Here is a 22,012-nt window from a genome sequence, read left to right as displayed (position 1 = left end):
GCGTCTCGGTCGTGCCCGCGACGCTGCGGGCTCAGCCCTCGGCGAGCCGGTCGGCGACGGCCGCGACGTGCTCGTCGGTCTCGGTCAGCGCCACCCGCACGTGCTGGCCGCCGGCCGGGCCGTAGAAGACGCCCGCGGCGACCAGGATGCCCCGGCGGGCCAGCCAGTCGACCGTCCGCCAGCAGTCCTCGCCCCGGGTCATCCACAGGTAGAGGCCCGCCTCCGAGTGCTCGACCGTGAATCCGGCTTCGGTGAACGCCCGGTACAGCGTCTCGCGCCGCGCCCGGTACCGCTCCCGCTGCTCTTCGGCGTGCCGCTCGTCCTGGAGCGCGGCCACCATGGCCGCCTGCACGGGCGCGGGCACGATCATGCCGGCGTGCTTGCGCACCTTCAGCAGCTCCGCCACGAGCGCCGGGTCACCGGCCACGAAGCCCGCCCGGTAGCCGGCCAGGTTCGAGCGCTTGGAGAGCGAGTGCAGCGCCAACACGTTGTCGTACGAGCCGCCGCAGACCTCGGGCGAGAGCACCGAGACCGGCTCGGCGGACCAGCCCAGCGGCAGGTAGCACTCGTCGCTGGCGACCACCGCGCCCCGCTCGCGCGCCCAGTCGACCACCTTGCGCAGGTGGGCCGCGGGCAGCACCCGGCCGGTCGGGTTGCCGGGCGAGTTGACCCAGACGAGCCGTACCCGCGAGGTCGGGCCGACCGAGGTCAGCGAGTCGGTGCGGACGACCGTGGCACCGGCCAGCCGCGCCCCGTCCTCGTAGGTGGGGTAGCAGACGGACGGCACCACCACCACGTCGTCCGGCCCGACGCCGAGCAGGGTGGGCAGCCAGGCGACCAGCTCCTTGGAGCCGATGCTCGGCAGCACACCGAGACCGTCGACCCCGGCGCCGCAGGCCCGGGCGACCCAGGCGCTGATGGCGGCCCGCAGCGCCGGCGTGCCGGCCGTCAGCGGGTAGCCGGGGGCGTCGGAGGCGTCAGCCAGCGCCTGCCGGATCACCGGGGGCACCGGGTCGACCGGCGTACCCATGGAGAGGTTGATGAGGCCTCCCGGATGCGCCGCGGCCAGGGTGGCCGCGGCGTCCAGGGTGTCCCAGGTGAACTCGGGCAGCCGTGCCGAGACCGGCGAGGGCCGGTTCAGTGGCCCTCACCGCGCGGCGGCTGGGCGGCCACGAAGGCCGCGTCCTTGTCCACCTTGCCGATCTTCGAGGCGCCACCGGGCGATCCGAGATCCTCGAAGAACTCGTAGTTGGCGCCGGTGTATTCCTTCCACTGCTCCGGGACGTCGTCCTCGTAGAAGATCGCCTCGACGGGGCAGACGGGCTCACAGGCACCACAGTCGACGCACTCGTCGGGGTGGATGTAGAGCATCCGGTTGCCCTCGTAAATGCAGTCGACCGGGCACTCCTCGATGCATGCCTTGTCGAGCACATCCACGCACGGCTCGGCGATGATGTAGGTCACCGGTCTTCTCCTCCGCAAGACGCGCCGCGATCTCCCGCGACGGTAAGAGCCTAGTATCTCGCCGGGGAGGGGGTCGATCGTGCTGGGTCAGCAGGATGTGGGACACCGGATAGTGGTCCGCCGGATGGTGGGCGAGCGCGACGGCCGCCCCCTCTTCTCCGACGCCCTGGGCGAGCTGGTCGAGCTGAGTGACACGCACCTCACGCTGGCCACGGCGCAGGGCCCGCTGCGGGTGCCCCGGGACGAGGTGCACCGGGCCAAGCGGGTGCCGCCGACGCGCCGCCCGACCGCCGCGGCCGTGGTCGAGCTGGAGCTGGCGGCCGACGAGGCGTGGCCGGCGCCGACACGGGACCGGCTCGGAAGCTGGCTGCTACGGGCCGCCGACGGGTGGACCGGCCGGGCCAACTCGGCGCTGCCCGTCGGCGACCCGGACCGGCCGTTGCCGGCCGCGGTGGACGCCGTCGAGCGCTGGTACGCCGGGCACGACCTCACCCCGATGGTCAACACCCCGCTGCCGCTGGCCGCGCCGGTGGGAGCGGAACTCGACGCCCGCGGCTGGTCCGCCCGCCCACCGGTGCTCGTGCAGACCGCCCCGCTGCCCCTCGCGGCGGGCGGGTCGCCGCCGCCCCCGCCGGGCTCGGCGGCCGTGGTGGAGCTGGCCGCCGCGCCGACGCGGGAGTGGCTGGCCGTCGCGTCGGGCCGCAAGGGCGGGCTGCCGGACGCCGCCCGGCACGTGCTCACCGCCGTGGACCAGGTCCGCTTCGCCCACGCGTACGCCGACGGCACGCTGGTCGGCATCGGCCGGGGCACGGTGACCGGCGGGGGCCGCTGGCTGGGGCTGAGCCTCATCGAGGTGCTGCCGGCCGCGCGCCGGCAGGGGCTGGCGCGCCGGATGATCCGGGCGCTCGCCGACTGGGGTGCGGCGGCCGGGGCCACCCACGCCTTCCTCCAGGTGGAGCAGCACAACACCGGCGCCGTGGCGCTCTACCAGCGGCTCGGCTTCACGACCCACCACACCTACCGGACGCGGGTGGCGCCACGCTGACCCGTGCGGGCGGCCGGGTCAGCGACGGACGACCCTGCGCGGCTTGGTGGTCTTCAGCTCGGCGAACCGCTTGAGGCTCTGCGAACGGTGGTCGAGGCCCAGCGCGGTGGCCACCAGGTAACCGATCAGCGACCCGACGAGCGTGGCGCCCAGGTAGAACCAGATCTGGGCGAAGAAGGTGCCCGCGCCGCCGGCGAACGGGCTGTCGCCCACCAGCAGCGGGCCCACCAGCACGGTGAGCAGCATCGCAACCACCACGGCGCCACCGATGTCCGCCGCCCAGTCGCCGAGCGGACGACGCCGCCCCCAGACGAACGCGAGCACGGCCAGGATCAGCCCGATCACCAGGAACATTCCCAGCGACACCCGGTCGGCCGCGGCGTCGTCGCCGTCGAAGCCGAAGTGGTTGACCAGCCGGGCGACCACATTGACCGCGAAGAGCGCCCCGGCGAGCACCCCGATGTCGCGCCAGCGCTTGTCCATCGCACGACCTCCCGCCCTACCGCCCACACCCGGGGCGGTTCCTGGCAGGAATATCTACCACCCGTACCTGAGTGGCGTCATCACCCGCGTGGGGTGCGTGGTACGGCCAGGATCTGCCGGAAGCCCATCACCGCGAAGGTCATGGCGCCAGCCATGATCATGACGAGGCCGACCCAGTTGTTCCCGGCGAGGAGCAGGTCCCCCTCGTTCGTACGGATCGCCGCGACCGCCATCAGCAGGAACCACGGCACGGCGGGCAGCGCCACCGACCAGCGGCGGCCGACGGTCTCGTGGGCGAACCAGCTGAGCACGATGTTGGCGCCGATCGCCACCAGCACGGACACGCCGATCAGCTGGCCGGCCACCCGGACCGTGGCGAGCATCAGCTCCACCAGCCCGGTGACCACGCCGGCCACGATCGACACGAGACCTCCCGCGGCCCGCAGCCCGAGGTCCGGCAGGCGCGACGGCGGCCCCGCCGGCGGCGGGGTGGGCTCGTCCGGGGCGAGTGACATCGGGGCGGCGGGCAGCGTCACCGCAGGCCGGCCGCCGCAGCCGGGGCCCGGTCCGGGCCGAGGTCGGCGATCCCGGCGAAGAGGTCGTCCTCCCAGCCGTACGGGCCGCTGCCCGGCCCCTTCTCGCCCTTGGCGAGGGTGTAGTACTCCACGCCCATGAACTCGCCGCCGAAGCTGCCGGCGATCGTGTAGAGCCACGACGTCGGCGGGATCTGGGTGGCGTGGGCACGCAGCGCCGCCTGCTTCGCGGCGTGCTGGTCGGTGGCGTCGATCCGGGCGGCGATCTGCTCGTCGGGGGTCGCGAAGGGCAGCTCGGAGACGTCCTCGATGCCGGCGAACGGGTTGTCGGACGACTCGACGAACTGGTCCATGCCGGCCGCCAGCACGCTCAGCGGCATGGCCGTCCAGTAGACCTTGGCGGGCGCGATCCCCTCGGCGGCCGCGAGGTCGTACGCCCGCATCGCCACCCGGTGCGCCTGGATGTGGTCCGGGTGCCCGTAGAAGCCGTTCTCGTCGTACGTGACCATGACCTGCGGCCGGATCTCCCGGATGACCTCCAGCAGGTACCCGGCGGCCTCGTCGAGGTCGGCCTGCCAGAACGCGCGCGGGTGCTCGTTGGTCGGCAGGCCCATCATCCCGGAGTCGCGGTAGCGGCCGGCGCCGCCGAGGAAGCGGTGGTCGGTGACGCCGAGCGCGGCGCAGGCGGCGTCCAGCTCGGCGATCCGGTAGCCGCCGAGCTGGTCGGCCTGGTCGGCGGCGAGCTGGGCCAGCGCCGGCACGTGGATCTCGCCCTCCTCGCCGAGCGTGCAGGTCACCAGCGTCACGTGCGCGCCGGTGGCGGCGTAGTGGGCCATCGTCGAGCCGGTGCCGATGGACTCGTCGTCGGGGTGCGCGTGGACCAGCAGCAGCCGGCGGTCGGGCAGCGTCGTCACGCCCGTCACTCTAACCGGCGGTTCTGCCGGGCCGGCCCCGACGCGTCCACGCAGGTCGGCCACATCACCCCGACGGCCGCCTTACGATCTGGCCGTGGACTATCCGGAGCTGGCCGCGCGTACCCGTCGGTTCAGCCACGGGGCGCCGCGTGCCGTCTCCGTGGCCGACGACGGCTCCCGGGTGGTCTTCCTGCGCTCGGCCGGTCCCGAGGACCCGGCGGACGCGCTCTGGCTCCTGGACGTCGCCACCGGCAAGGAGCGGCTGGTCGCCGACCCGGCCACCCTGCTCGGCGCGGACGCCGACCCGGCGGCGCTCTCCCGGGGCGAGCGCGCGCTACGCGAGCGGCAGCGGCTCAGCGCGGCCGGCATCGGCTCGTACGCCCTGGACGCCGCCGGCCGGGTGGCCGCCTTCCCGCTGGCCGGCCGCCTGTTCCGCGCCGACCTGGTGCACGGCGACGTCGTCGAGGTGGCCACGGTCGGGCCCGTCCTCGATCCGCGTCCGGACCCGTCCGGTGAACGGCTGGCGTACGTCACGGACGCCGCCGAGGGGGTCCGCCGGGGCGAGCTGCGGGTGATCGACCCCGACGGCGCCGACACCCTGCTGGCCGGCGAGGACGCCGGGGTGACCTGGGGGCTGGCCGAGCACATCGCGGCCGAGGAGTTCGGCCGGTTCCGGGGCTACTGGTGGGCGCCGGACGGCCGCACGGTGCTCGCCGCCCGGGTCGACGAGTCCCGGCTGGAGCGCTGGCACCTGCACGACCCGGCCGACCCGGCGAGCCCGCCGACGACTGTCGCGTACCCGCGGGCGGGAGGGCCGAACGCCGAGGTCAGCCTGCACCTGCTCGACCTCGACGGCGGTTGGGTCGACGTGCACTGGGACCGGGAGACGTACCCGTACCTGACCGCGGTGAGCTGGGCCGAGGGCGGCCCGCTGATCACCGTGCTGCGCCGGTCCCAGCAGCACGGCCTGGTGCTGGCCGTCGACCCGCGCACCGGCGAGACGCAGGTGCACGCCGAACTGGCCGACCCGCGCTGGGTCGAGCCGATCGCGGGCACCCCGGCCCACCTGCCCGACGGCCGCGTGCTCGTCGGGGGCGAGCTGGCCCACGACGGGTACGACGCCCGCTGCCTGTTCGCCGACGGCACCCTCCTCACCCCGCCCTCGCTGTACGTACGCCGCGTGGTGGGCCGGCTGCCCGCCGCCGGGCAGGGGCCCGCCGACCTGCTCGTCGAGGCGAGCGACGGCGAGCCGAGCGAGCGGCACCTGTTCCGCGTACGCACCACGATCGGCGGCGGGGTGGACGCCCGGCGGCTCACCACCGACTCGGGCTGGCACACCGCGGCGGTCGGGGGTGACGTGCTCGTGGTGGGTGTCGCCACGCTCGACCACGCGGGGACGCGCTGGACGGTGTGGCGGGGCGACGAGGAGGTGGCCGTGCTCGGTTCGCACGCCGCGACCCCGCCGTACTCGCCGCTGCCGCTGCTGGAGCGCGTGACCGACCGGCGGCTGCCCAGCGCGGTGCTCTACCCGAACAGCTACGTCACCGGCCGCCGCCTGCCCGTGCTGCTGGACGTCTACGGCGGGCCCGGCCACCAGGAGGTGGTCGCCGCGCGGGCCGCCTGGCTGGAACGGCAGTGGTGGGCCGACGCCGGCTTCGCCGTGGTGGTCGTCGACAACCGGGGCACCCCCGGTGTCGCGCCGTCGTTCGAGAAGGCGATCCACCGGCGGGTGGCGGACGTGATCCTGTCCGACCAGGTGGACGCGCTGACCGCGCTCGCCGACAAGCATCCGGACCTCGACCTGGGCCGGGTGGCGGTACGCGGCTGGTCGTTCGGCGGCTGGCTCGCCGCGCTCGCGGTGCTGCGCCACCCCGAGCTGTTCCGCTGCGGCATCGCCGGCGCCCCGGTCACCGACTGGGCGCTCTACGACACGGCCTACACCGAGCGCTACCTGGGGATGCCGGAGGACGGCGCGGACGTGTACGCCCACCACTCGCTCGTCGACCTGGCGGCCGAGCCGGTGACCGGGCCGGAGCGGGCCCGGCCGCTGCTTCTCGTGCACGGCCTCGTCGACGACAACGTGGTGGCCGCGCACACGCTGCGCCTGTCGGCGGCGCTGCTCTCCGCCGGCCGCCCCCACTCGGTGCTGCCGCTCACCGGCGCGACGCACATGGCCGCCGGCGGCACGGCCGAGCGCCTGCTCCGGCTGGAGCTGGACTTCCTCCGTACGCACGTGCTCTGAGCGAGGGCGCCCCGTGACGCACGGCGGCCCCCGGTCGACGACGCTGTCGACCGGGGGCCCGTCCGTGTGGTGGGTCTACTGCTTGACGAACGCGTTCACGAACGACGGGTAGCCGAAGACGCTGGAGATGAAGACCCCGCCCGCCTTCGAGCCGTGCACCACGTACGCCACGTCGACGAAGAGCGGCACGACCGGGGCGTGCTCCTTCATGATCCGCTCGTCGAGCTTGCCCCACTCCGGGCCCTGCTCGGCCGGCGGCATGGCCAGGATCCGGTCGAACTCGGCGTTGATCGCCGGGTCGTTGAAGTACGCCTGGTTGCTGTTGCCCTCGGGCTTGATGCTGCGCCCGTCGTAGAGCACCGGCAGGATCGACGCGCCGCTCGGCCAGTCCGCCGCCCAGTTACCGATGTACAGGTCCCAGGGGTTGTCCTTCTTCTTGATCTCGTCGAGCTTCGCGTCGTCCGGGATGTTCCGCAGCGTGATCTTGAAGCCGGCCCGCTCGAGGTTGGCCTTGAGCTGGGTGCCCATCTGCTGTTCGGTCGCGCCGTCGGAGACGCCGAGGACCAGCTCCGGGGTCTGGCCGCCGAGCAGCTCCTTGGCCTTCTCCATGTTGCCGGTGGCGCCGGCCGGGTAGGCGTCGTACTGCTTGTAGCCGATGGTCGACGGCGGCATCAGCGTCGTCAGCGGCGCGGCGACGGTCTGCCCGCCGAGCGCCTTGATGAGGCCCTCACGGTCGATCGCGTAGTTGAGCGCCTGGCGGATCTTCAGGTCCGTGACCCGCTGGTTGTTGATGACGAGCTGGTTGGCGCTCGGGGTCGGCGAGAGGATCGTGCGGGACTTCAGCGACGCGTCGCCGGCCACCTTGGCGACCAGCGAGGCCGGCACGAAGTTGAAGGCGACCGCGCTCTGGTCCGCGCCGTTGTCGGCGATCACCCGGTTGTTGGCGGCGTCCGGGGTGGGGCCGAACGTCCAGACGAACTGGTCCGGGTACTGGTGCCGGACCGGGTCGGTGTTCGGGTCCCAGTTGGGGTTCCGGTCCAGGGTCAGCTTCACGCCGACCTGGTTCTCGGCGATCTTGTAGGGGCCGGACGAGAACGGACGGGTGTCGAGGTTGACGCCGGTGTCCTTGTCGGGCGGCAGCGGCGCGGTGGTCGGCAGCGAGGCCGCGAACGGCAGGTCGCAGCGGGGCTTCGCGAACTCGAAGCGCAGGGTCTTGTCGTCCGGGGTGGTCAGCCCGGGCGGCAGCGAGCCCTTGTTCTTCTTGAAGTCCCACTTGGTGTCGAACTGCGGGGTGTCGGCCAGCCACTCCTGGATGTAGGTCGGGCCGCTCGTCAGGTCGGGGTCGAAGGACCGGGCGATGCCGTACGCGATCTCCTTCGAGGTGATCGGCCGACCGTCCTCGAACTTCACCCCGTCCTTGATCTTGAATTCCCAGACCTTGCAGTCGTTGTTGACGTTGGTGCCGGGCGTCTCGGCCAGGTCGCCGACGAGGACGAGACCGCCCTTGCCGTCGTCCTTCCACGTCGTGAGGTACCGGGCGAAGAGCGGGCTCGCCATCAGGCCGGCGAACGAGTACGTCCGCTGCGGGTCCAGGTGGGAGATGGGCGTCTCCCGGATGATGGTGAAGGTGCCGCCCTTCTGCGCACCCTCCACCTCGGGGGCCGGGCCCTGCGAGTCCTTCGGGTCGGTCGCGATGACCCCGGTCTGCGTACGGTTGGTGTCCACGGTGGTGCCCTCACCCGTGTTCTCCGAGCACGCACCCAGGGCCACCACCAGTGCTATCGCGCCGCCCGCGGCGGCCGCCACACGTGGTCGCATCTCCTACCTCCTCCACCCATCTGCCGTGCGGTCCGCCGGAGGTGGAACCGCCGACGTCCCGAGGATCGTAAAGAAGAAAACCTTCGAGTTGTGTAACAGTTGTCGATAAATTTCACCGTCGCCCGCCCGCCGGCCACCCGGCCCGACCGGCGACCGTCTCAGCGCAGCCGCACGCGGGGGTCGATGGCCGCGTACAGCAGGTCGACCAGCATGTTCGCGAGCACCACGAACACCGCGGCGATCAGCACGGTGGCCATGATGGTGGGCAGGTCACCGGCGCGTACGGCGTCCACGGCCGTCCGGCCCAGCCCCTGGATGCCGAACGTCGTCTCGGTGATGACCGTCCCGCCGAGCGCCCCGCCGACGTCGAGACCCGCGATGGTCACCACGGGGGTGATGGCCGCGCGCAGCGCGTGCCGCCCGTACACCTTGGGTTTGGCCAACCCCTTGGCCCGCGCCGTACGCACGAAGTCCTCGGAGAGCGTCTCCAGCATCTGCGCGCGGGACAGCCGCGCGTAGATGGCCGAGAAGAGGAAGGCCAGCGCCACCCAGGCGAGCACCAGCCCGCTCGCCCACTTCAGCGGATTGTCGAAGATCGACGTGTAGCTCGGCACCGGCAGGAGCCGCAGGTTGTAGACGAAGACCAGCAGCAGCACCGCGCCGACGAAGTAGAGCTGCAACGACGCGCCGGTGAGCGAGAAGCCGATGGCGAGCCGGTCCAGCCACGTGCCGCGGCGCAGCGCCGAGACCATGCCCAGCCCCACCCCGAGCAGCAGCCACAGGACGGCCGCCGGGATCACGATGCTCAGCGTCACGGGCAGCACCCGGGCGATGGTGTCGGAGACCGCCTCGTTCGTGACGTACGACCAGCCCAGGCAGGGCGCGTCGCAGTGACCGCCCTGGGCGCTGCCGAGGTCGCGGCCGGTGAAGATGCCCTTCATGTAGCCGGCGTACTGGGCCACCAGCGGGTCGTTGAGGCCCAGCTCCTCGCGGACCCGCTCCAACCGCTCCGGGTTGCAGTTCTTCGGGCACATGCCGGTGACCGGGTCGCGGGGCAGGGCGAAGAACATCAGGAAGGTCAGCACGCTCACCGCGAACAGGGTCAGCGTGGCGGAGAAGATCCGCTTGATCAGGAATCGCGCCATGGCAAACCCCTACCGGGACGACTTCGGGTCGAGGGCGTCGCGCAGCGCGTCGCCGAAGAGGTTGAAGGCGAACACGAGCGCGAAGATCATGACGCCGGGGAAGAACACGTACGCCGGGTCGGTCTGGAGGTAGTCCAGGCTGCGGTAGATCATCCGGCCGAAGCTGGGCGTCTCGTCGCTCAGCCCCACACCGATGAAGGAGAGCGCCGCCTCGCTGGTGATGAACTGCGGCACGGCCAGCGAGAACGACACGAGGATCGGCGCCCAGATGTTCGGCAGCAACTGCCGGAACAGCATGTGTCCGAGCCCGGCGCCGCTGGCCCGGGCCGCCTCCACGAACTCCCGCTCGCGCAGCGCGATCACCTGCCCGCGGACCAGCCGGGCGGTGCTCGTCCAGCCGAAGATCGCGAAGACGGCGATCAGCACGCCGACCCCGAAGGCCGGCGAGACGGCCTCCCGCTCGCCGTAGAACCGCAGCACGAGCGTCGGCGTGAGCGCCAGCGCGATGACCAGGAACGGCATGGCGAGGGTCAGGTCCGTAATCCAGTTGATCACCGCGTCCAGCCAGCCGCCGAGGTAGCCGGCGAGCGTGCCGAGCACGATGCCGATGGTCGCGGTGATGACCGCCGCGGCGAACGCGATGAACAGCGAGGTACGCAGGCCGTAGATCAGCCGGATGAAGATGTCCCGGCCGAGGCCCGGCTCCAGCCCGAACCAGTGGTCGCCGGAGACGCCTCCGGCGTAGCCGAGCGGCATGCCGAACCCGTCCAGCAGGTGCTGGAACTGCTCCCGGGGGCCGATCCCGTACACCATCTGGATGAGCGGCGCGGCGAGCGCCAGCACCATGAAGAGGACCAGCATCCCGCCGCTGACCATCGCCGTACGGTCGCGGCGCAGCCGGGCCCACGCGAGCTGGCCGGGCGAGCGGCCGACGACGCCCTTGCGCTCCGGCGCCTCCGCGTCGCCGCCGGACTCGATCTCGGCCAGCGCCACTCCCTCGACCGGGGACAGGCTCACTTCGACACCTCCTCGACCGTCGTGCCGGAACCGCCGTCCGCGGCGCCCGCGCCGGCCGTCCCGTCGTCCGCCACCGGGCCGGCGTCGTCCGCCACGGCCGGCGCACCGGTCGCGGCGGCGACCGGCCCCGACTCGGGGAAGTGGCACGCCGTGGCCTGGTCGCCGCCGGCCCGGGGAACGAGCGCCGGCTCCTCCGTCGCGCAGATGTCCTGCGCCTTCCAGCAGCGGGTGCGGAACCGGCAGCCCGACGGCGGGTCGAGCGGGGTGGGCACGTCGCCGGCCAGCCGGATCCGCCCGCCGGGGCCGAGCCGGGTCACGTCCGGGATGGCCGACAGGAGCGCCCGGGTGTACGGGTGCTGCGGCCGCTCGTAGATGTCGTCCCGGTCGCCGATCTCCACGATCTTGCCGAGGTACATGACGGCGACCCGCTGGCAGAAGTGCCGCACCACGGCCAGGTCGTGGGCGATGAAGACGAACGCCAGCCCGAGGTCACGCTGCAACTCGCGGAGCAGGTTGATGACCTGCGCCTGGATCGAGACGTCCAGGGCGGACACCGGCTCGTCGGCGACGATGAGCTTCGGCCGCAGCGCGAGCGCCCGGGCGATGCCGATCCGCTGCCGCTGCCCGCCGGAGAACTCGTGCGGGTACCGGTTGTAGTGCTCCGGGTTGAGCCCGACGATCTCCAGCAGCTCCTGCACCCGCGCCTTGACGCCGCCCGGCGGCTCGATGCCGTTGACCTGAAGGGGCATCGCGATGATCCGGCCGACCGTGTGGCGGGGGTTCAGCGAGGCGTACGGGTCCTGGAAGATGATCTGGAGGTCCTGGCGCAGCGGGCGCAGCTCGCGCCGGCCGGCGTGGGTGATGTCCCGCCCATCGAACTCGATGGTGCCCGCGGTGGGCTCCAGCAGGCGGACCAGCATCCGGCCCGTGGTGGTCTTGCCGCAGCCGGACTCGCCCACGAGGCCGAGCGTCTCCCCCGGTCGCACGTCGAAGTCCAGCCCGTCGACCGCACGCACCAGGCTGCGGCTGCGGAACCCGGTCCGCACCGGGAAGTGCTTCGTCAGGCCGCGTACCCGCAGCAACGGCTCGGTCTCGGTCACCGGACGCGCCGCGGCCTCCTCCACTGGACTCACCGGGCCACTCCCACCTGTGCGACCTCTTCCCGGTACAGCCGGGTCCGCTCCTCGGCGGCCAGGTGGCAGGCCACCTGGTGGCCGTCCTCGCCGGCCGGGCGCAGCTCGGGCACCTCCGTGCGGGAGCGGTCGCCGTTGCGGTCGGCGTACCGGCAGCGTGGATGGAAGGCGCAGCCGGACGGCAGGTTGATGAGGCTCGGCGGGTTGCCCCGGATCGGCACGAGGTCCGCGTCCGCGTCACCGTGCAGGGACGGCACGCTGGAGAGCAGCCCCCAGGTGTACGGGTGCTGCGGTCGGCGCAGCACCTGCTCGACGCTGCCGTGCTCGACCGCCCGCCCGCCGTACATCACGAGCACGTCGTCGGCCACCTGGCTGACCACGCCCAGGTCGTGCGTGATCATGATGATCGCCGAGTGGAACTCGGCCTGGAGGTCGGCCAGCAGGTCCAGGATCTGCGCCTGCACCGTGACGTCCAGCGCCGTCGTCGGCTCGTCGGCGATCAGCAGGTCCGGGTCGTTGACCAGCGCCATCGCGATCATCGCCCGCTGGCGCATGCCGCCGGAGAACTCGTGCGGGTACTGGTCGAAGCGGCGCGCGGGCTGCGGGATGCCGACCCGGCCGAGCATGTCGACCGCCCGCTGCCGGGCCTCCCGCTTGCCGGCGCGCGGGTGGTGCACCCGGTACGCCTCGGCGATCTGCTTCCCCACCGTGTAGTACGGGTGCAGCGCGGAGAGCGGATCCTGGAAGATCATCGCCATGTCCCGGCCGCGCAGCCGGCGTACCTCCTCCTCCGGCAGACCGACCAGCTGGCGGCCGCCCACGAAGATCTCGCCGGTGATGGTGGCGCGCTTGGGGTTGTGCAGGCCCAGGACGGCCAGCGAGGTCACGCTCTTGCCCGAGCCGGACTCGCCGACGATGCCGAGCGTCCGCCCGCGCTCCACCGCGAACGACACGCCGTCCACCGCGCGGACCACGCCGTCCTCGGTGTCGAAACGCACCCGCAGGTCGCGCACCCGCAGATAGGGATCCTCACCGGAGCGCTGCTCCGGCACCGCGGGGCGGTCCGGTCTCCCGGACGGCACCGACTCCGACCTGCCCACGACCGCCTCCCCTCGGTGACGAAGAGAACTTACAGCAAAGTTCTGGAGGCGAAAATAAGCTACAAAACGTGGGCTGTCAGCGGCCTGAGCGTAACGACTGCGTTTCGAGGTTGACCAGCCCTCAGCAGGAGATTCACGTCCGCAACTCCGTCTCCCGCGCCGCGCGATCGCACGGCAGGTGCGACGATGGTCGCCGTGGCACGGTGACGATTCCCGCCGGCACGAGGTGGAGGTGACCATGACCGCGGCGGTGTTCGACCACGAAGGCCCGTGGACCGAAGAGGAGTACCTCGCCCTCGGCGAGACGCGGCAACGCGTCGAACTCTTCGACGGGAGCCTCCACGTGACCCCTGCGCCCACCCCACGGCACCAACGCATCTCCCGCAGGCTCGGGAACATCCTCGAGCCGGCTGCCGAAGCGGTAGGACTCGAACTGCTCGAGGCGGTGAACGTCCGCCTCCGGCCGGGTCGCGTCCCGATCCCGGACCTGGTCATCACCTCACCGGTGGATCTCGACGAGTTGTACGTCGAGGCCGCGGGTGTGCGCCTGGTCGGCGAGATCGTGTCACGCAGCAACGCCGCTACCGACAAGGTGCTCAAGATGCACTACTACGCTTCCGCCGGCATCGACTGGTACCTGCTCGTCGACCAGGAGGTCGGCGCGCTGCACCTGTATCGGCGCCAGGGCCGGCACTGCGTCGAGCACTCGACCGCCAAGCGCGGGGAGACCCTGACGCTCACCGAGCCCGTCCAGGCCGCTATCCGACCGGAGGATCTCGTCACCTGACGGATGTCGGCCGGCTCACCTAGGGTCGGTCGCATGAGCGAGTTCGACGCGGCGACCGCCGCCGTGCAGGCCGCCCTCGACGCCGGAGCCCGCTACGCCGACGCCCGGGTGATGCACCGGCGCTACGAGTCCATGTCGGCGCGCAACGGAGAGATCGAGGAGCTGACCCAGGACGAGAGCGTCGGCCTGGGCGTACGGGCGCTGGTCGGGTCGAGCTGGGGCTTCCACGCCGTACCCGATCTGTCCGACGCCGCGGCCCGCGACGCCGGCCGCCGCGCCGCACGGATCGCCGCCGCGAGCGGACGCGTCCCCGGGCCACCCGTCGAGCTGGTCCCCGCGGAGCCCGTCACCGCGACGTGGGCCTCCGGGTGCGAGGTCGATCCGCTGACTGTGGCGCTCTCCGACAAGGGCGACCTGCTGGTCGAGGCGACCGCGACCATGGCGGCGCACGGCGCCGACGTCGCCGAAGGGCTCTACCAGATCTGGGACACGGCCAAGTGGTTCGTCTCCAGCGAGGGCCACCGGATCGACCAGCGCATCCGGGAGTGCGGCGCCGGCATCTCCGCCACGTCGATCGGCGACGGCGAGACCCAGCGCCGCTCCTACCCCAGCTACCGCGGCCAGTACGGCACCACCGGCTGGGAACTGGTCACCTCGCTCGACCTGGCGGCACACGCGGCGCGCATCGCCGAGGAGTCCCGCGCGCTGCTGACCGCGCCCCTGTGCCCGGCCGGCGAGACCGACCTGATCCTCGGCGGCGAGCAGCTCGCCCTGCAGATCCACGAGTCGGTCGGGCACGCCATCGAACTGGACCGGATCCTCGGCTGGGAGGCCGCGTTCGCCGGCACGTCCTGGCTCGACCTCGCGCAGCTCGGCACGCTGCGGTACGGCTCCGACCTCATGAACGTGACCATCGACCCGACCATCCCCGGCGCGCTCGGCAGCTTCGGGTACGACGACGAGGGCTCACCGGCGGTCAAGCGGGACGCCGTCCGCGAGGGACGGTGGGTGGGTGTGCTCGCCGGCCGTGACTCGGCCGCCGTCGCCGGCCTGCCGTACGGCGGGAGCGTACGCGCCGACGGCTGGGCCCGGCTGCCCATGGTGCGGATGACGAACGTGGGCCTGGAGCCCGGCCCGCACACGCTGGAGGAGATCATCGCGGCCACCGACGACGGGGTGCTCATGGACGTCAACCGGTCCTGGTCGATCGACGACAAGCGGCTCAACTTCCAGTTCGGCTGCGAGATCGGTTGGGAGGTGCGCAAGGGCCGGCGGGGACGGATGCTGCGCAACCCCACCTACACCGGCATCGGTCCGCTCTTCTGGCGGTCGATGGACATGCTCTCCTCCGAGACCGTCGCCTGGGGTACCCCGAACTGCGGCAAGGGGCAGCCCGGCCAGGTCGGGCACACGGGCCACCCGGCCGCGCCGGCCCGGTTCCGCAACGTCCGGGTGGGGGTGCGGGCGTGAACGTACGGAACGTGGGAGCGCCGCGGTCAGGAGCGGAAGGGGTCGTCGCGTGAGCGAGCGGGAACTGGCCGGTCAGGTGGTCGACCTGGTCCGCCGCCTCGGCGGCCCCGGCGCGCAGGCCGAGGCCGTGGTGACCCGGGCCGACCTGGCGCTGACCCGGTTCGCGAACTCCTTCATCCACCAGAACGTCGCGGAGTCGACCGTCGGGGTGCGGCTGCGGGTGCACGTCGACGGGCGTACGGCCGCGGGCAGCGGCAGCGTGGTGAGCCCGGACGGGCTCCGCGCGCTGGTCGAGCGGACCCTGGCCGCCGCACGGCTGTGCCCGCCCGACCCGGCCTGGCCGGGGCTGACCCCACCCACCCCGGTGCCGTCCGGCGCCACGGTCAACGAGGCGACCGCGTACGCCGAGCCGGACGAGCGCGCCGAGCGGGTGCGCGCGTTCGTGGCGGCGGCCGGTGGGCTGGAGACCGCGGGATACTGCCGCACGGCCCACCGCTCGTCGGCGTTCGCCAACACGGCCGGGCACAGCGCGGAGGGCCGCTCGGCCGAGGCCGCCATGGACGGCATCGCCCGCACCGGCGGGGCGGACGGTGTGGCCCGGCTGTGCGTCGACCGGCTGGCCGACCTGGACGGCGCCGAGCTGGGCGCCCGGGCGGCCGCGAAGGCGCGTGCCGGGGCCGACCCGGTCGAGCTGGCGCCGGGCCGCTACGAGGTGGTGTTCGAGCCGGCCGCCGTGGCGGACCTGCTGGAGAACCTGTCCTGGTACGGCTTCAACGGCAAACGCCACGTCGAGCGGCAGTCCTTCGCCGAGCCGGGCGCCGCGCAGTTCGACCCGGCCGTCACCCTGGTCGACGACCCGCTCGGCGCGGCCGACCTGCCCTTCGACCTGGAGGGCACGCCACGGCGACGGGTCACGCTCGTCGACGCCGGCACCACCCGCACCGTGGCGCACGACCGGCGTACGGCCGCGCAGGCGGGCGCCGAGTCGACCGGCCACGCGGTCCCCGGTGGGGCGAGCTTCGGGCCGATACCCCGCAACCTGCGCCTGCTCGGCGCCGCGGGCGGTCAGGACGCGGCCGAGCCGGGCGCCGCAGGCCCGACCGGCGCGGTGGCCGACGTGGACACCGCGGCCCTCGTCGCGCAGGTCGGGCGGGGGCTGCTGGTCAGCGACCTCTGGTACACCCGGGTGCTCGACCCGAAGAGCCTCGTCATCACGGGGTTGACCCGCAACGGGGTGTGGCTCGTCGAGGACGGCGTCGTCACCGCCGCGGTCCGCGACTTCCGGTTCACCGAGTCGTACCCGCGGGCGCTGGCGCCGGGCGCGGTGCTCGGGCTGGGCCGGCATCCGGTGCGCCAACCGGACCGGGTGGACGGCGCGTGGTGGGAGGCTCCGCCGATCCGGCTGGCCTCCTGGCACTTCACCGGCGGCGCGTCCGGCTGACGACTCCCCCGGCCCGAGGCCACCGCCGGCAGCGCCCGGCCCGCGGGCAGCGGCCGGCGCGCGGACAGCGCCCAGCCCGCGGACAGCCGCCGGCCCGCGGCCTCCGGATGGTGGCGCGTTCCCCGCTGCTCACCCACCCCGGCGTCAGGGCCACGCAGTGAACTTCCTAACATCGCCACATCGATCGCCATGCCGAGACTTCCCGGAGCGGCGGACACACGGGACACTGCCTTGCGCGGACGGCCCGCGAAGATCGGCGTAACGTGTGTCACTTAGCTGCGCCGACAGCCTCGGCGCGGTCGTTGGTGTGCGCATGACGTGGCAAGCGGGTGCGGTTTCGCCGGTCCGCGTGCCGACCGGAGCAGAGACGCCCGCGTGTGCGGGCCCGTCGAGGAGACGACGAATGACATCAACGGCAACGATGCCGCGGGGAGCGCGGGCGCGCGCCGCCATCGCGGCGAGGACGTTGCGCACCGACCGCTGGTGGTTCGCCCCCCTGATCACCGTCGTCGGGCTCACCGCCTGGGTCGCGTACGCGACGGTCCGGGTCTTCATGCACAAGTGGTACTGGGTCGAGGACTTCCACTACCTGACCCCGTTCTACTCCCCCTGCATCACCGAACGGTGCGTCGAGGGCTCCGCGCACTTCGGACGGGTCCTGCCCGACTGGTGGATCATCCCGGAGGCGGCGTTCACCCTGCCGTTCCTGCTGCTGTTCCGCCTGACCTGCTACTACTACCGCAAGGCGTACTACCGGTCGTTCTGGCTCTCGCCGCCGGCCTGCGCCGTGCCGGACGGGCACAAGGCGTACAGCGGTGAGACGCGCTTCCCGCTGCTCGGCCAGAACCTGCACCGCTACTTCTTCTACGCCGCCGCGATCATCTCGCTGATCAACACGTGGGACGCGATCCTCGCCTTCCACTCGCCCGAGGGCTTCGGGTTCGGGCTGGGCAACCTCATCCTGATCGGCAACGTGGTGATGCTCTGGGCGTACACCATCTCCTGCCACTCCTGCCGGCACATCATCGGCGGGCGGCTGAAGCACTTCTCCAAGCACCCGCTGCGCTACCGGGCCTGGACCGGCGTGTCCTGGCTGAACGTCCGGCACATGCAGCTCGCGTGGATCACCCTCGGCACCCTGGCGCTCACCGACTTCTACATCATGGCGGTGGCGGCCGACTGGATCCCCGACCTGCGCTTCATCAACTAGAGGGCCTGGCCATGACGACAACCACTCGCATCGAACGACACCACTACGACGTCGTCGTGATCGGGGCCGGCGGCGCCGGCCTGCGCGCGGCGATCGAGGCGCGGCTCGCCGGCAAGAAGACCGCCATCATCTCGAAGTCGCTCTTCGGCAAGGCCCACACGGTGATGGCCGAGGGCGGCGCCGCGGCCGCCATGGGCAACGTGAACCCGCGCGACAACTGGCAGGTGCACTTCCGCGACACCATGCGCGGCGGCAAGTTCCTGAACAACTTCCGGATGGCCGAGCTGCACGCCAAGGAGTCGCCGCAGCGGATCTGGGAGCTGGAGACGTACGGTGCGCTCTTCGACCGCACCAAGGACGGCAAGATCTCCCAGCGGAACTTCGGTGGCCACGAGTACCCGCGGCTCGCGCACGTCGGCGACCGGACCGGCCTGGAGCTGATCCGCACCCTCCAGCAGAAGATCGTGTCGCTCCAGCAGGAGGACAAGCGCGAGTTCGGCTCGTACGACGCGCGGATCCGTGTGTTCGCCGAGACCACGATCACGGAGCTGCTGCTCGACGGCGACCGGGTCGCCGGCGCGTTCGGCTACTACCGGGAGTCCGGCGAGTTCATCCTGTTCGAGGCGCCCGCCGTGGTGCTCGCCACCGGCGGCGTCGGCCGGTCCTACAAGGTCACCTCGAACTCGTGGGAGTACACGGGGGACGGCCACGCGCTCGCGCTGCGCGCCGGGGCCAACCTCATCAACATGGAGTTCCTCCAGTTCCACCCGACCGGCATGGTGTGGCCGCCCTCGGTGAAGGGCATCCTGGTCACCGAGTCGGTCCGCGGTGACGGTGGCGTGCTGCGGAACTCCGAGGGCAAGCGGTTCATGTTCGACTACGTCCCCGACGTCTTCCGCAAGCAGTACGCGGAGACCGAGGAGGAGGCGGACCGCTGGTACACCGACCCGGACAACAACCGCCGCCCGCCGGAGCTGCTGCCCCGCGACGAGGTGGCCCGGGCCATCAACAGCGAGGTCAAGGCCGGGCGGGGCACCCCCGCCGGCGGCGTCTACCTCGACATCGCGAGCCGCCTCCCGGCCGAGGAGATCCGCCGCCGGCTGCCCTCGATGTACCACCAGTTCAAGGAGCTGGCCGACGTCGACATCACCAAGGAGCCGATGGAGGTCGGCCCGACCTGCCACTACGTGATGGGTGGCGTCGAGGTGGACCCGGACACGGGCGCGGCGATCGGCCACGTCCAGGGGCTCTTCGCCGCCGGCGAGGTCTCCGGCGGCATGCACGGCTCCAACCGCCTCGGCGGCAACTCCCTGTCGGACCTGCTGGTCTTCGGCAAGCGGGCGGGCGGCCACGCCGCCTCGTACGCCGACAGCCTCGCCAGCCGCCCGAAGGTCGCCGTGCAGGCGGTCGAGGCCGCGGTGGAGACCGCGCTGGCGCCGTTGCAGCGGGACACCGGCGAGAGCCCGTACACCCTCCAGCAGGACCTCCAGGCGGTGATGGGCGACCTCGTCGGGATCATCCGGCGCGAGCACGAACTGGCCGACGCCCTGGTACGCCTCGCCGAGCTGCGCGAGCGGGTGGCCAAGGTGAGCGCGGCCGGCGGCCGGCGCTACAACCCGGGCTGGCACCTCGCGCTCGACCTGCGCAACATGCTGCTGGTGTCGGAGTGCACCGCGAAGGCGGCGCTGGAGCGCCGCGAGTCACGCGGCGGCCACACCCGGGAGGACTACCCGACGATGGACCCGCAGTGGCGCCGGGTGAACCTCGTGTGCTCGCTCCAGGGCGACACGGTGCGGCTGGAGCGGAAGCCGCTGCCGAAGATGCGCCCGGAGCTGATCACCTTGTTCGACCGCTCCGAGCTGGCCAAGTACCTGACGGACGAGGAACTCGCGGAGTTCGACGCCCTCGCTGAGAAGGAGAGCTGACACCGATGGCAGAGCAGAGCTCCCCGACGGCCGGGAAGGCGGCCGCGAAGAGGCAGTTCCGCATCTGGCGGGGCGACGAGAACGGCGGCGACCTGCAGGACTACATGGTCGAGGTGAACGAGGGCGAGGTCGTCCTCGACGTCATCCACCGCCTCCAGGCCACCGACGCGCCCGACCTGGCCTGCCGGTGGAACTGCAAGGCCGGCAAGTGCGGCTCGTGCTCGATGGAGATCAACGGCAAGCCGCGGCTGGCCTGCATGACCCGGATGTCGACGTTCGAGCCGGACGAGACGGTCTCGGTCACGCCGCTGCGCACGTTCCCGGTCATCCGGGACCTGGTCACGGACGTCTCGTTCAACTACGAGAAGGCCCGGGAGACGCCGGCCTTCGCGCCGCCGGCCGACGTGGCGCCCGGTGACTACCGGATGCAGCAGGTCGACGTGGAGCGCTCGCAGGAGTTCCGCAAGTGCATCGAGTGCTTCCTGTGCCAGAACGTGTGCCACGTGATCCGGGACCACGAGGAGAACAAGCCGGCCTTCTCCGGGCCGCGGTTCTTCATCCGGGCCGCCGAGCTGGACATGCACCCGCTCGACGCGCGGACCGACCGCAAGGAGTACGCGCAGGCGGAGATGGGCCTCGGCTACTGCAACATCACCAAGTGCTGCACGGAGGTCTGCCCGGAGCACATCAAGATCACGGACAACGGGATCATCCCCATGAAGGAGCGGGTCGTCGACCGCAGGTACGATCCCCTTGTGTGGCTTGGTAGCAAGATCTTCCGTCGGGGTGAGACGCCCCAGAGCAGCGTGACCAGCGCCCGTGCGGCGGGCCCGGCGACGCCCAGCACCAGCCGGGGCGGTGTGCACTCGCACGCGGGCGGCTCGCACGACCCGAAGGCTGAGGCCCAGGCGCAGAGCGGGGTCAACTGGCACCGCGAGGTGCCGCACCCCACGGCGCCCGCGGTGGACGAGCGGGGCAAGCTGCCGCTCACCGAGCTCACCTTCGACCGGGCCGCCGCGCCGTCGCCGTTCGGCGACGACGTCACGTTCCCGCTGCCTCCGGAGCACCTGAACTTCGCCCACCCGGAGCAGGACAAGCACTGAGCACATCGACGACGATGACGGGGGCCGCGGCAGATGCCGTCGGCCCCCGTCCCCGTCGTCGCCTCGGTCGATCATGAGATTGGCGGCGTTTCCGATCTCCGATCGGCCCGCCAACCTCATGATCAGCGCGTGGACGCGGGTGGCGCGTCGGCGGTGAGCAGGGGGCGCAGCGCCGCCACGATGGGCGCGTCGGCCGGCAGCCACGTCACCGAGTCCAGCTCGGCGGCGGAGAGCCACCGCAGGGCCGAGTGCTCCAGCGGCTGCGGCTGGGCGTCGCCGAGGAGGCGCGCCGCGTACACCTTGAGCACCGAACGGCCGTGGGCCATCCTGACGTCGCGGCCGACCCGGTCGCCGATCTCCACGCGTACGGCCAGTTCCTCGGCGCACTCGCGGACCAGCGCGTCGGTCTCCGACTCCCCCGGCTCCACCTTGCCGCCGGGGAACTCCCACATGCCCGCCACCTCCGGCGGGGCCGAGCGGGCGCAGGCGAGCACCCGCCCGTCCCGCAGGATCGCCGCGCCGACGATCACCTTGAGCTCCCGTCGCGGGCTCTGCCCGCCGCCACTCGCCCGTTCGGTCTGCACGGCCGTCCAGGGTGCCAGATCAATCGGCGGTTTGGGTACCGTAACCGACCGCTAGGTCAGGAAGACCCGGAAGTGTGGGCGTGGACACACGCGTAGTGAGGCGACAAAACTAGAGGCCACCGACAAGACACGGGATGGCGACGATTTGGCCACGAGCCGGCAACGGCGCCTGGGAGGTGCGGTGATGCGCGCGCTGTTCAACAGCCGGGCGAAGCAGGACTACCTCTCCGATGCGCTCACGCTGCTCTCGGGGTGGACCCGGGAGGGCGAGCAGATCCGACGGACCCTCGTGATCGACGACAGCCAGCACGCCGCGCTGACCGAGCGGGTGAAGGTCGTCGCGGACGCGCTGCACCTGCGCCCGGAGATCAGCCGCCGGGCCGACGAGACCCTGATCCGCGTGGGCCACGGCAATTCTCCCCTCACGGAGGGTGAGGTTCTGCTCGCGGCCCGCATCGAGGACGCGTACCGGGCCGTCACCGAGGCCTGACCACCCCCGGCGCCGCGACGACCACCGGCGCCGCCGCACGTTCTCCCCTCCGGCGTACGCCGTCGACCCGCCGCCACGCGCCCGCAGGCGGGCGTGCCCGCCCGCGGT

20 protein-coding genes are annotated in these 22,012 nt (G+C 72.4%); 9 read left to right on the top strand and 11 right to left on the bottom strand.

Annotation, left to right across the window (positions count from 1 at the left end):
- Positions 1–31: 31 nt before the first annotated feature.
- Together dapC and fdxA are read right to left on the bottom strand one after the other, a co-directional pair.
- Positions 32–1,141 carry a succinyldiaminopimelate transaminase gene (dapC, locus tag OG994_RS29735; protein ID WP_120328989.1) on the bottom strand — a complete coding sequence of 370 codons (1,110 nt, stop codon included), beginning with the start codon at positions 1,139–1,141 and terminating at the stop codon, positions 32–34.
- On the bottom strand, positions 1,138–1,464 hold the full coding sequence (fdxA, locus tag OG994_RS29730; RefSeq protein WP_120328988.1) for a ferredoxin: 327 nt from the start codon (positions 1,462–1,464) through the stop codon (positions 1,138–1,140). Before fdxA ends, dapC begins: the two co-directional genes overlap by 4 nt.
- 79 nt (positions 1,465–1,543) lie before the next feature.
- Here fdxA and OG994_RS29725 point away from each other — a divergent pair, with 79 nt between their 5' ends.
- Positions 1,544–2,509, top strand: coding sequence for a GNAT family N-acetyltransferase (locus OG994_RS29725; protein WP_120328987.1), 966 nt, complete (start codon positions 1,544–1,546; stop codon positions 2,507–2,509).
- An 18-nt stretch (positions 2,510–2,527) separates the two neighbouring features.
- On the opposite strand, the gene OG994_RS29720 is transcribed toward OG994_RS29725, so the two are convergent.
- The 3 genes from OG994_RS29720 to mshB form a co-directional block, all read right to left on the bottom strand.
- The gene (locus OG994_RS29720) at positions 2,528–2,992 is read right to left on the bottom strand and encodes a hypothetical protein (RefSeq protein ID WP_328851651.1); all 465 of its coding nucleotides are present in this window, start codon (positions 2,990–2,992) and stop codon (positions 2,528–2,530) included.
- 80 nt (positions 2,993–3,072) lie between these two features.
- Positions 3,073–3,507: a hypothetical protein gene (locus OG994_RS29715; protein WP_328851650.1), complete on the bottom strand. Its 435-nt coding sequence runs from the start codon at positions 3,505–3,507 to the stop codon at positions 3,073–3,075.
- A 17-nt stretch (positions 3,508–3,524) separates the two neighbouring features.
- Positions 3,525–4,448 carry an N-acetyl-1-D-myo-inositol-2-amino-2-deoxy-alpha-D-glucopyranoside deacetylase gene (mshB, locus tag OG994_RS29710; RefSeq protein ID WP_120328985.1) on the bottom strand — a complete coding sequence of 308 codons (924 nt, stop codon included), beginning with the start codon at positions 4,446–4,448 and terminating at the stop codon, positions 3,525–3,527.
- A gap of 85 nt (positions 4,449–4,533) precedes the next feature.
- On the opposite strand from mshB, the gene OG994_RS29705 reads away from it, so the two are divergent.
- A complete protein-coding gene (locus tag OG994_RS29705) occupies positions 4,534–6,681 on the top strand; it encodes a S9 family peptidase (RefSeq protein ID WP_328851649.1) in 2,148 nt (715 codons plus the stop codon).
- Between the two features lie 75 nt (positions 6,682–6,756).
- Here the strand turns inward: OG994_RS29705 and OG994_RS29700 are convergent, their stop codons facing one another.
- From OG994_RS29700 to OG994_RS29680, 5 genes are all read right to left on the bottom strand, one after another.
- On the bottom strand, positions 6,757–8,499 hold the full coding sequence (locus tag OG994_RS29700) for an ABC transporter substrate-binding protein (protein WP_120328983.1): 1,743 nt from the start codon (positions 8,497–8,499) through the stop codon (positions 6,757–6,759).
- Positions 8,500–8,657: 158 nt separating this feature from the next.
- Complete coding sequence (locus tag OG994_RS29695) at positions 8,658–9,644, bottom strand: ABC transporter permease (RefSeq protein WP_120328982.1); 987 nt, start codon at positions 9,642–9,644, stop codon at positions 8,658–8,660.
- Positions 9,645–9,653: 9 nt separating this feature from the next.
- Positions 9,654–10,661, bottom strand: coding sequence for an ABC transporter permease (locus OG994_RS29690; RefSeq protein ID WP_120328981.1), 1,008 nt, complete (start codon positions 10,659–10,661; stop codon positions 9,654–9,656).
- Entirely contained in the window at positions 10,658–11,794 is a 1,137-nt protein-coding gene (locus OG994_RS29685) for an ABC transporter ATP-binding protein (protein ID WP_328851648.1), read from the bottom strand. The genes OG994_RS29690 and OG994_RS29685 overlap by 4 nt, the downstream gene beginning before the upstream one ends.
- On the bottom strand, positions 11,791–12,894 hold the full coding sequence (locus OG994_RS29680; RefSeq protein WP_120328980.1) for an ABC transporter ATP-binding protein: 1,104 nt from the start codon (positions 12,892–12,894) through the stop codon (positions 11,791–11,793). The genes OG994_RS29685 and OG994_RS29680 overlap by 4 nt, the downstream gene beginning before the upstream one ends.
- A 238-nt stretch (positions 12,895–13,132) precedes the next feature.
- On the opposite strand from OG994_RS29680, the gene OG994_RS29675 reads away from it, so the two are divergent.
- The 6 genes from OG994_RS29675 to OG994_RS29650 all read left to right on the top strand — a co-directional run bounded on the left by OG994_RS29675 (position 13,133) and on the right by OG994_RS29650 (position 20,830).
- Positions 13,133–13,681: a Uma2 family endonuclease gene (locus OG994_RS29675; protein ID WP_328851647.1), complete on the top strand. Its 549-nt coding sequence runs from the start codon at positions 13,133–13,135 to the stop codon at positions 13,679–13,681.
- Positions 13,682–13,714: 33 nt separating this feature from the next.
- Entirely contained in the window at positions 13,715–15,151 is a 1,437-nt protein-coding gene (locus OG994_RS29670; RefSeq protein WP_328851646.1) for a TldD/PmbA family protein, read from the top strand.
- 49 nt (positions 15,152–15,200) lie between these two features.
- Positions 15,201–16,592 carry a TldD/PmbA family protein gene (locus tag OG994_RS29665; RefSeq protein WP_328851645.1) on the top strand — a complete coding sequence of 464 codons (1,392 nt, stop codon included), beginning with the start codon at positions 15,201–15,203 and terminating at the stop codon, positions 16,590–16,592.
- 403 nt (positions 16,593–16,995) lie between these two features.
- Positions 16,996–17,802, top strand: coding sequence for a hypothetical protein (locus tag OG994_RS29660; protein WP_120328978.1), 807 nt, complete (start codon positions 16,996–16,998; stop codon positions 17,800–17,802).
- A gap of 11 nt (positions 17,803–17,813) precedes the next feature.
- Positions 17,814–19,727, top strand: coding sequence for a fumarate reductase/succinate dehydrogenase flavoprotein subunit (locus OG994_RS29655; RefSeq protein ID WP_120328977.1), 1,914 nt, complete (start codon positions 17,814–17,816; stop codon positions 19,725–19,727).
- A gap of 5 nt (positions 19,728–19,732) precedes the next feature.
- Entirely contained in the window at positions 19,733–20,830 is a 1,098-nt protein-coding gene (locus OG994_RS29650) for a succinate dehydrogenase/fumarate reductase iron-sulfur subunit (RefSeq protein ID WP_120328976.1), read from the top strand.
- A gap of 122 nt (positions 20,831–20,952) precedes the next feature.
- Here the strand turns inward: OG994_RS29650 and OG994_RS29645 are convergent, their stop codons facing one another.
- A complete protein-coding gene (locus OG994_RS29645; protein ID WP_328851644.1) occupies positions 20,953–21,414 on the bottom strand; it encodes a (deoxy)nucleoside triphosphate pyrophosphohydrolase in 462 nt (153 codons plus the stop codon).
- A gap of 184 nt (positions 21,415–21,598) precedes the next feature.
- On the opposite strand from OG994_RS29645, the gene OG994_RS29640 reads away from it, so the two are divergent.
- A complete protein-coding gene (locus OG994_RS29640) occupies positions 21,599–21,904 on the top strand; it encodes a 4a-hydroxytetrahydrobiopterin dehydratase (protein ID WP_120328974.1) in 306 nt (101 codons plus the stop codon).
- Positions 21,905–22,012 lie beyond the last annotated feature (108 nt).

This window comes from Micromonospora globbae (genome assembly GCF_036184225.1).
Taxonomy (GTDB): Bacteria; Actinomycetota; Actinomycetes; order Mycobacteriales; family Micromonosporaceae; genus Micromonospora; species Micromonospora globbae.
This window is presented reverse-complemented; position numbering and strand designations above follow the sequence as displayed.

Bases quoted from the DNA above. Each gene is read 5' to 3' on its own strand.
- OG994_RS29695 (WP_120328982.1), bottom strand. From the start codon at position 9,644: ATGGCGCGATTCCTGATCAAGCGGATCTTCTCCGCCACGCTGACCCTG.
- OG994_RS29675 (WP_328851647.1), top strand. From the start codon at position 13,133: ATGACCGCGGCGGTGTTCGACCACGAAGGCCCGTGGACCGAAGAGGAG.
- OG994_RS29655 (WP_120328977.1), top strand. From the start codon at position 17,814: ATGACGACAACCACTCGCATCGAACGACACCACTACGACGTCGTCGTG.
- OG994_RS29720 (WP_328851651.1), bottom strand. From the start codon at position 2,992: ATGGACAAGCGCTGGCGCGACATCGGGGTGCTCGCCGGGGCGCTCTTC.
- OG994_RS29700 (WP_120328983.1), bottom strand. From the start codon at position 8,499: ATGCGACCACGTGTGGCGGCCGCCGCGGGCGGCGCGATAGCACTGGTG.
- OG994_RS29715 (WP_328851650.1), bottom strand. From the start codon at position 3,507: ATGTCACTCGCCCCGGACGAGCCCACCCCGCCGCCGGCGGGGCCGCCG.
- OG994_RS29650 (WP_120328976.1), top strand. From the start codon at position 19,733: ATGGCAGAGCAGAGCTCCCCGACGGCCGGGAAGGCGGCCGCGAAGAGG.
- OG994_RS29640 (WP_120328974.1), top strand. From the start codon at position 21,599: ATGCGCGCGCTGTTCAACAGCCGGGCGAAGCAGGACTACCTCTCCGAT.
- OG994_RS29670 (WP_328851646.1), top strand. From the start codon at position 13,715: ATGAGCGAGTTCGACGCGGCGACCGCCGCCGTGCAGGCCGCCCTCGAC.
- OG994_RS29660 (WP_120328978.1), top strand. From the start codon at position 16,996: ATGACATCAACGGCAACGATGCCGCGGGGAGCGCGGGCGCGCGCCGCC.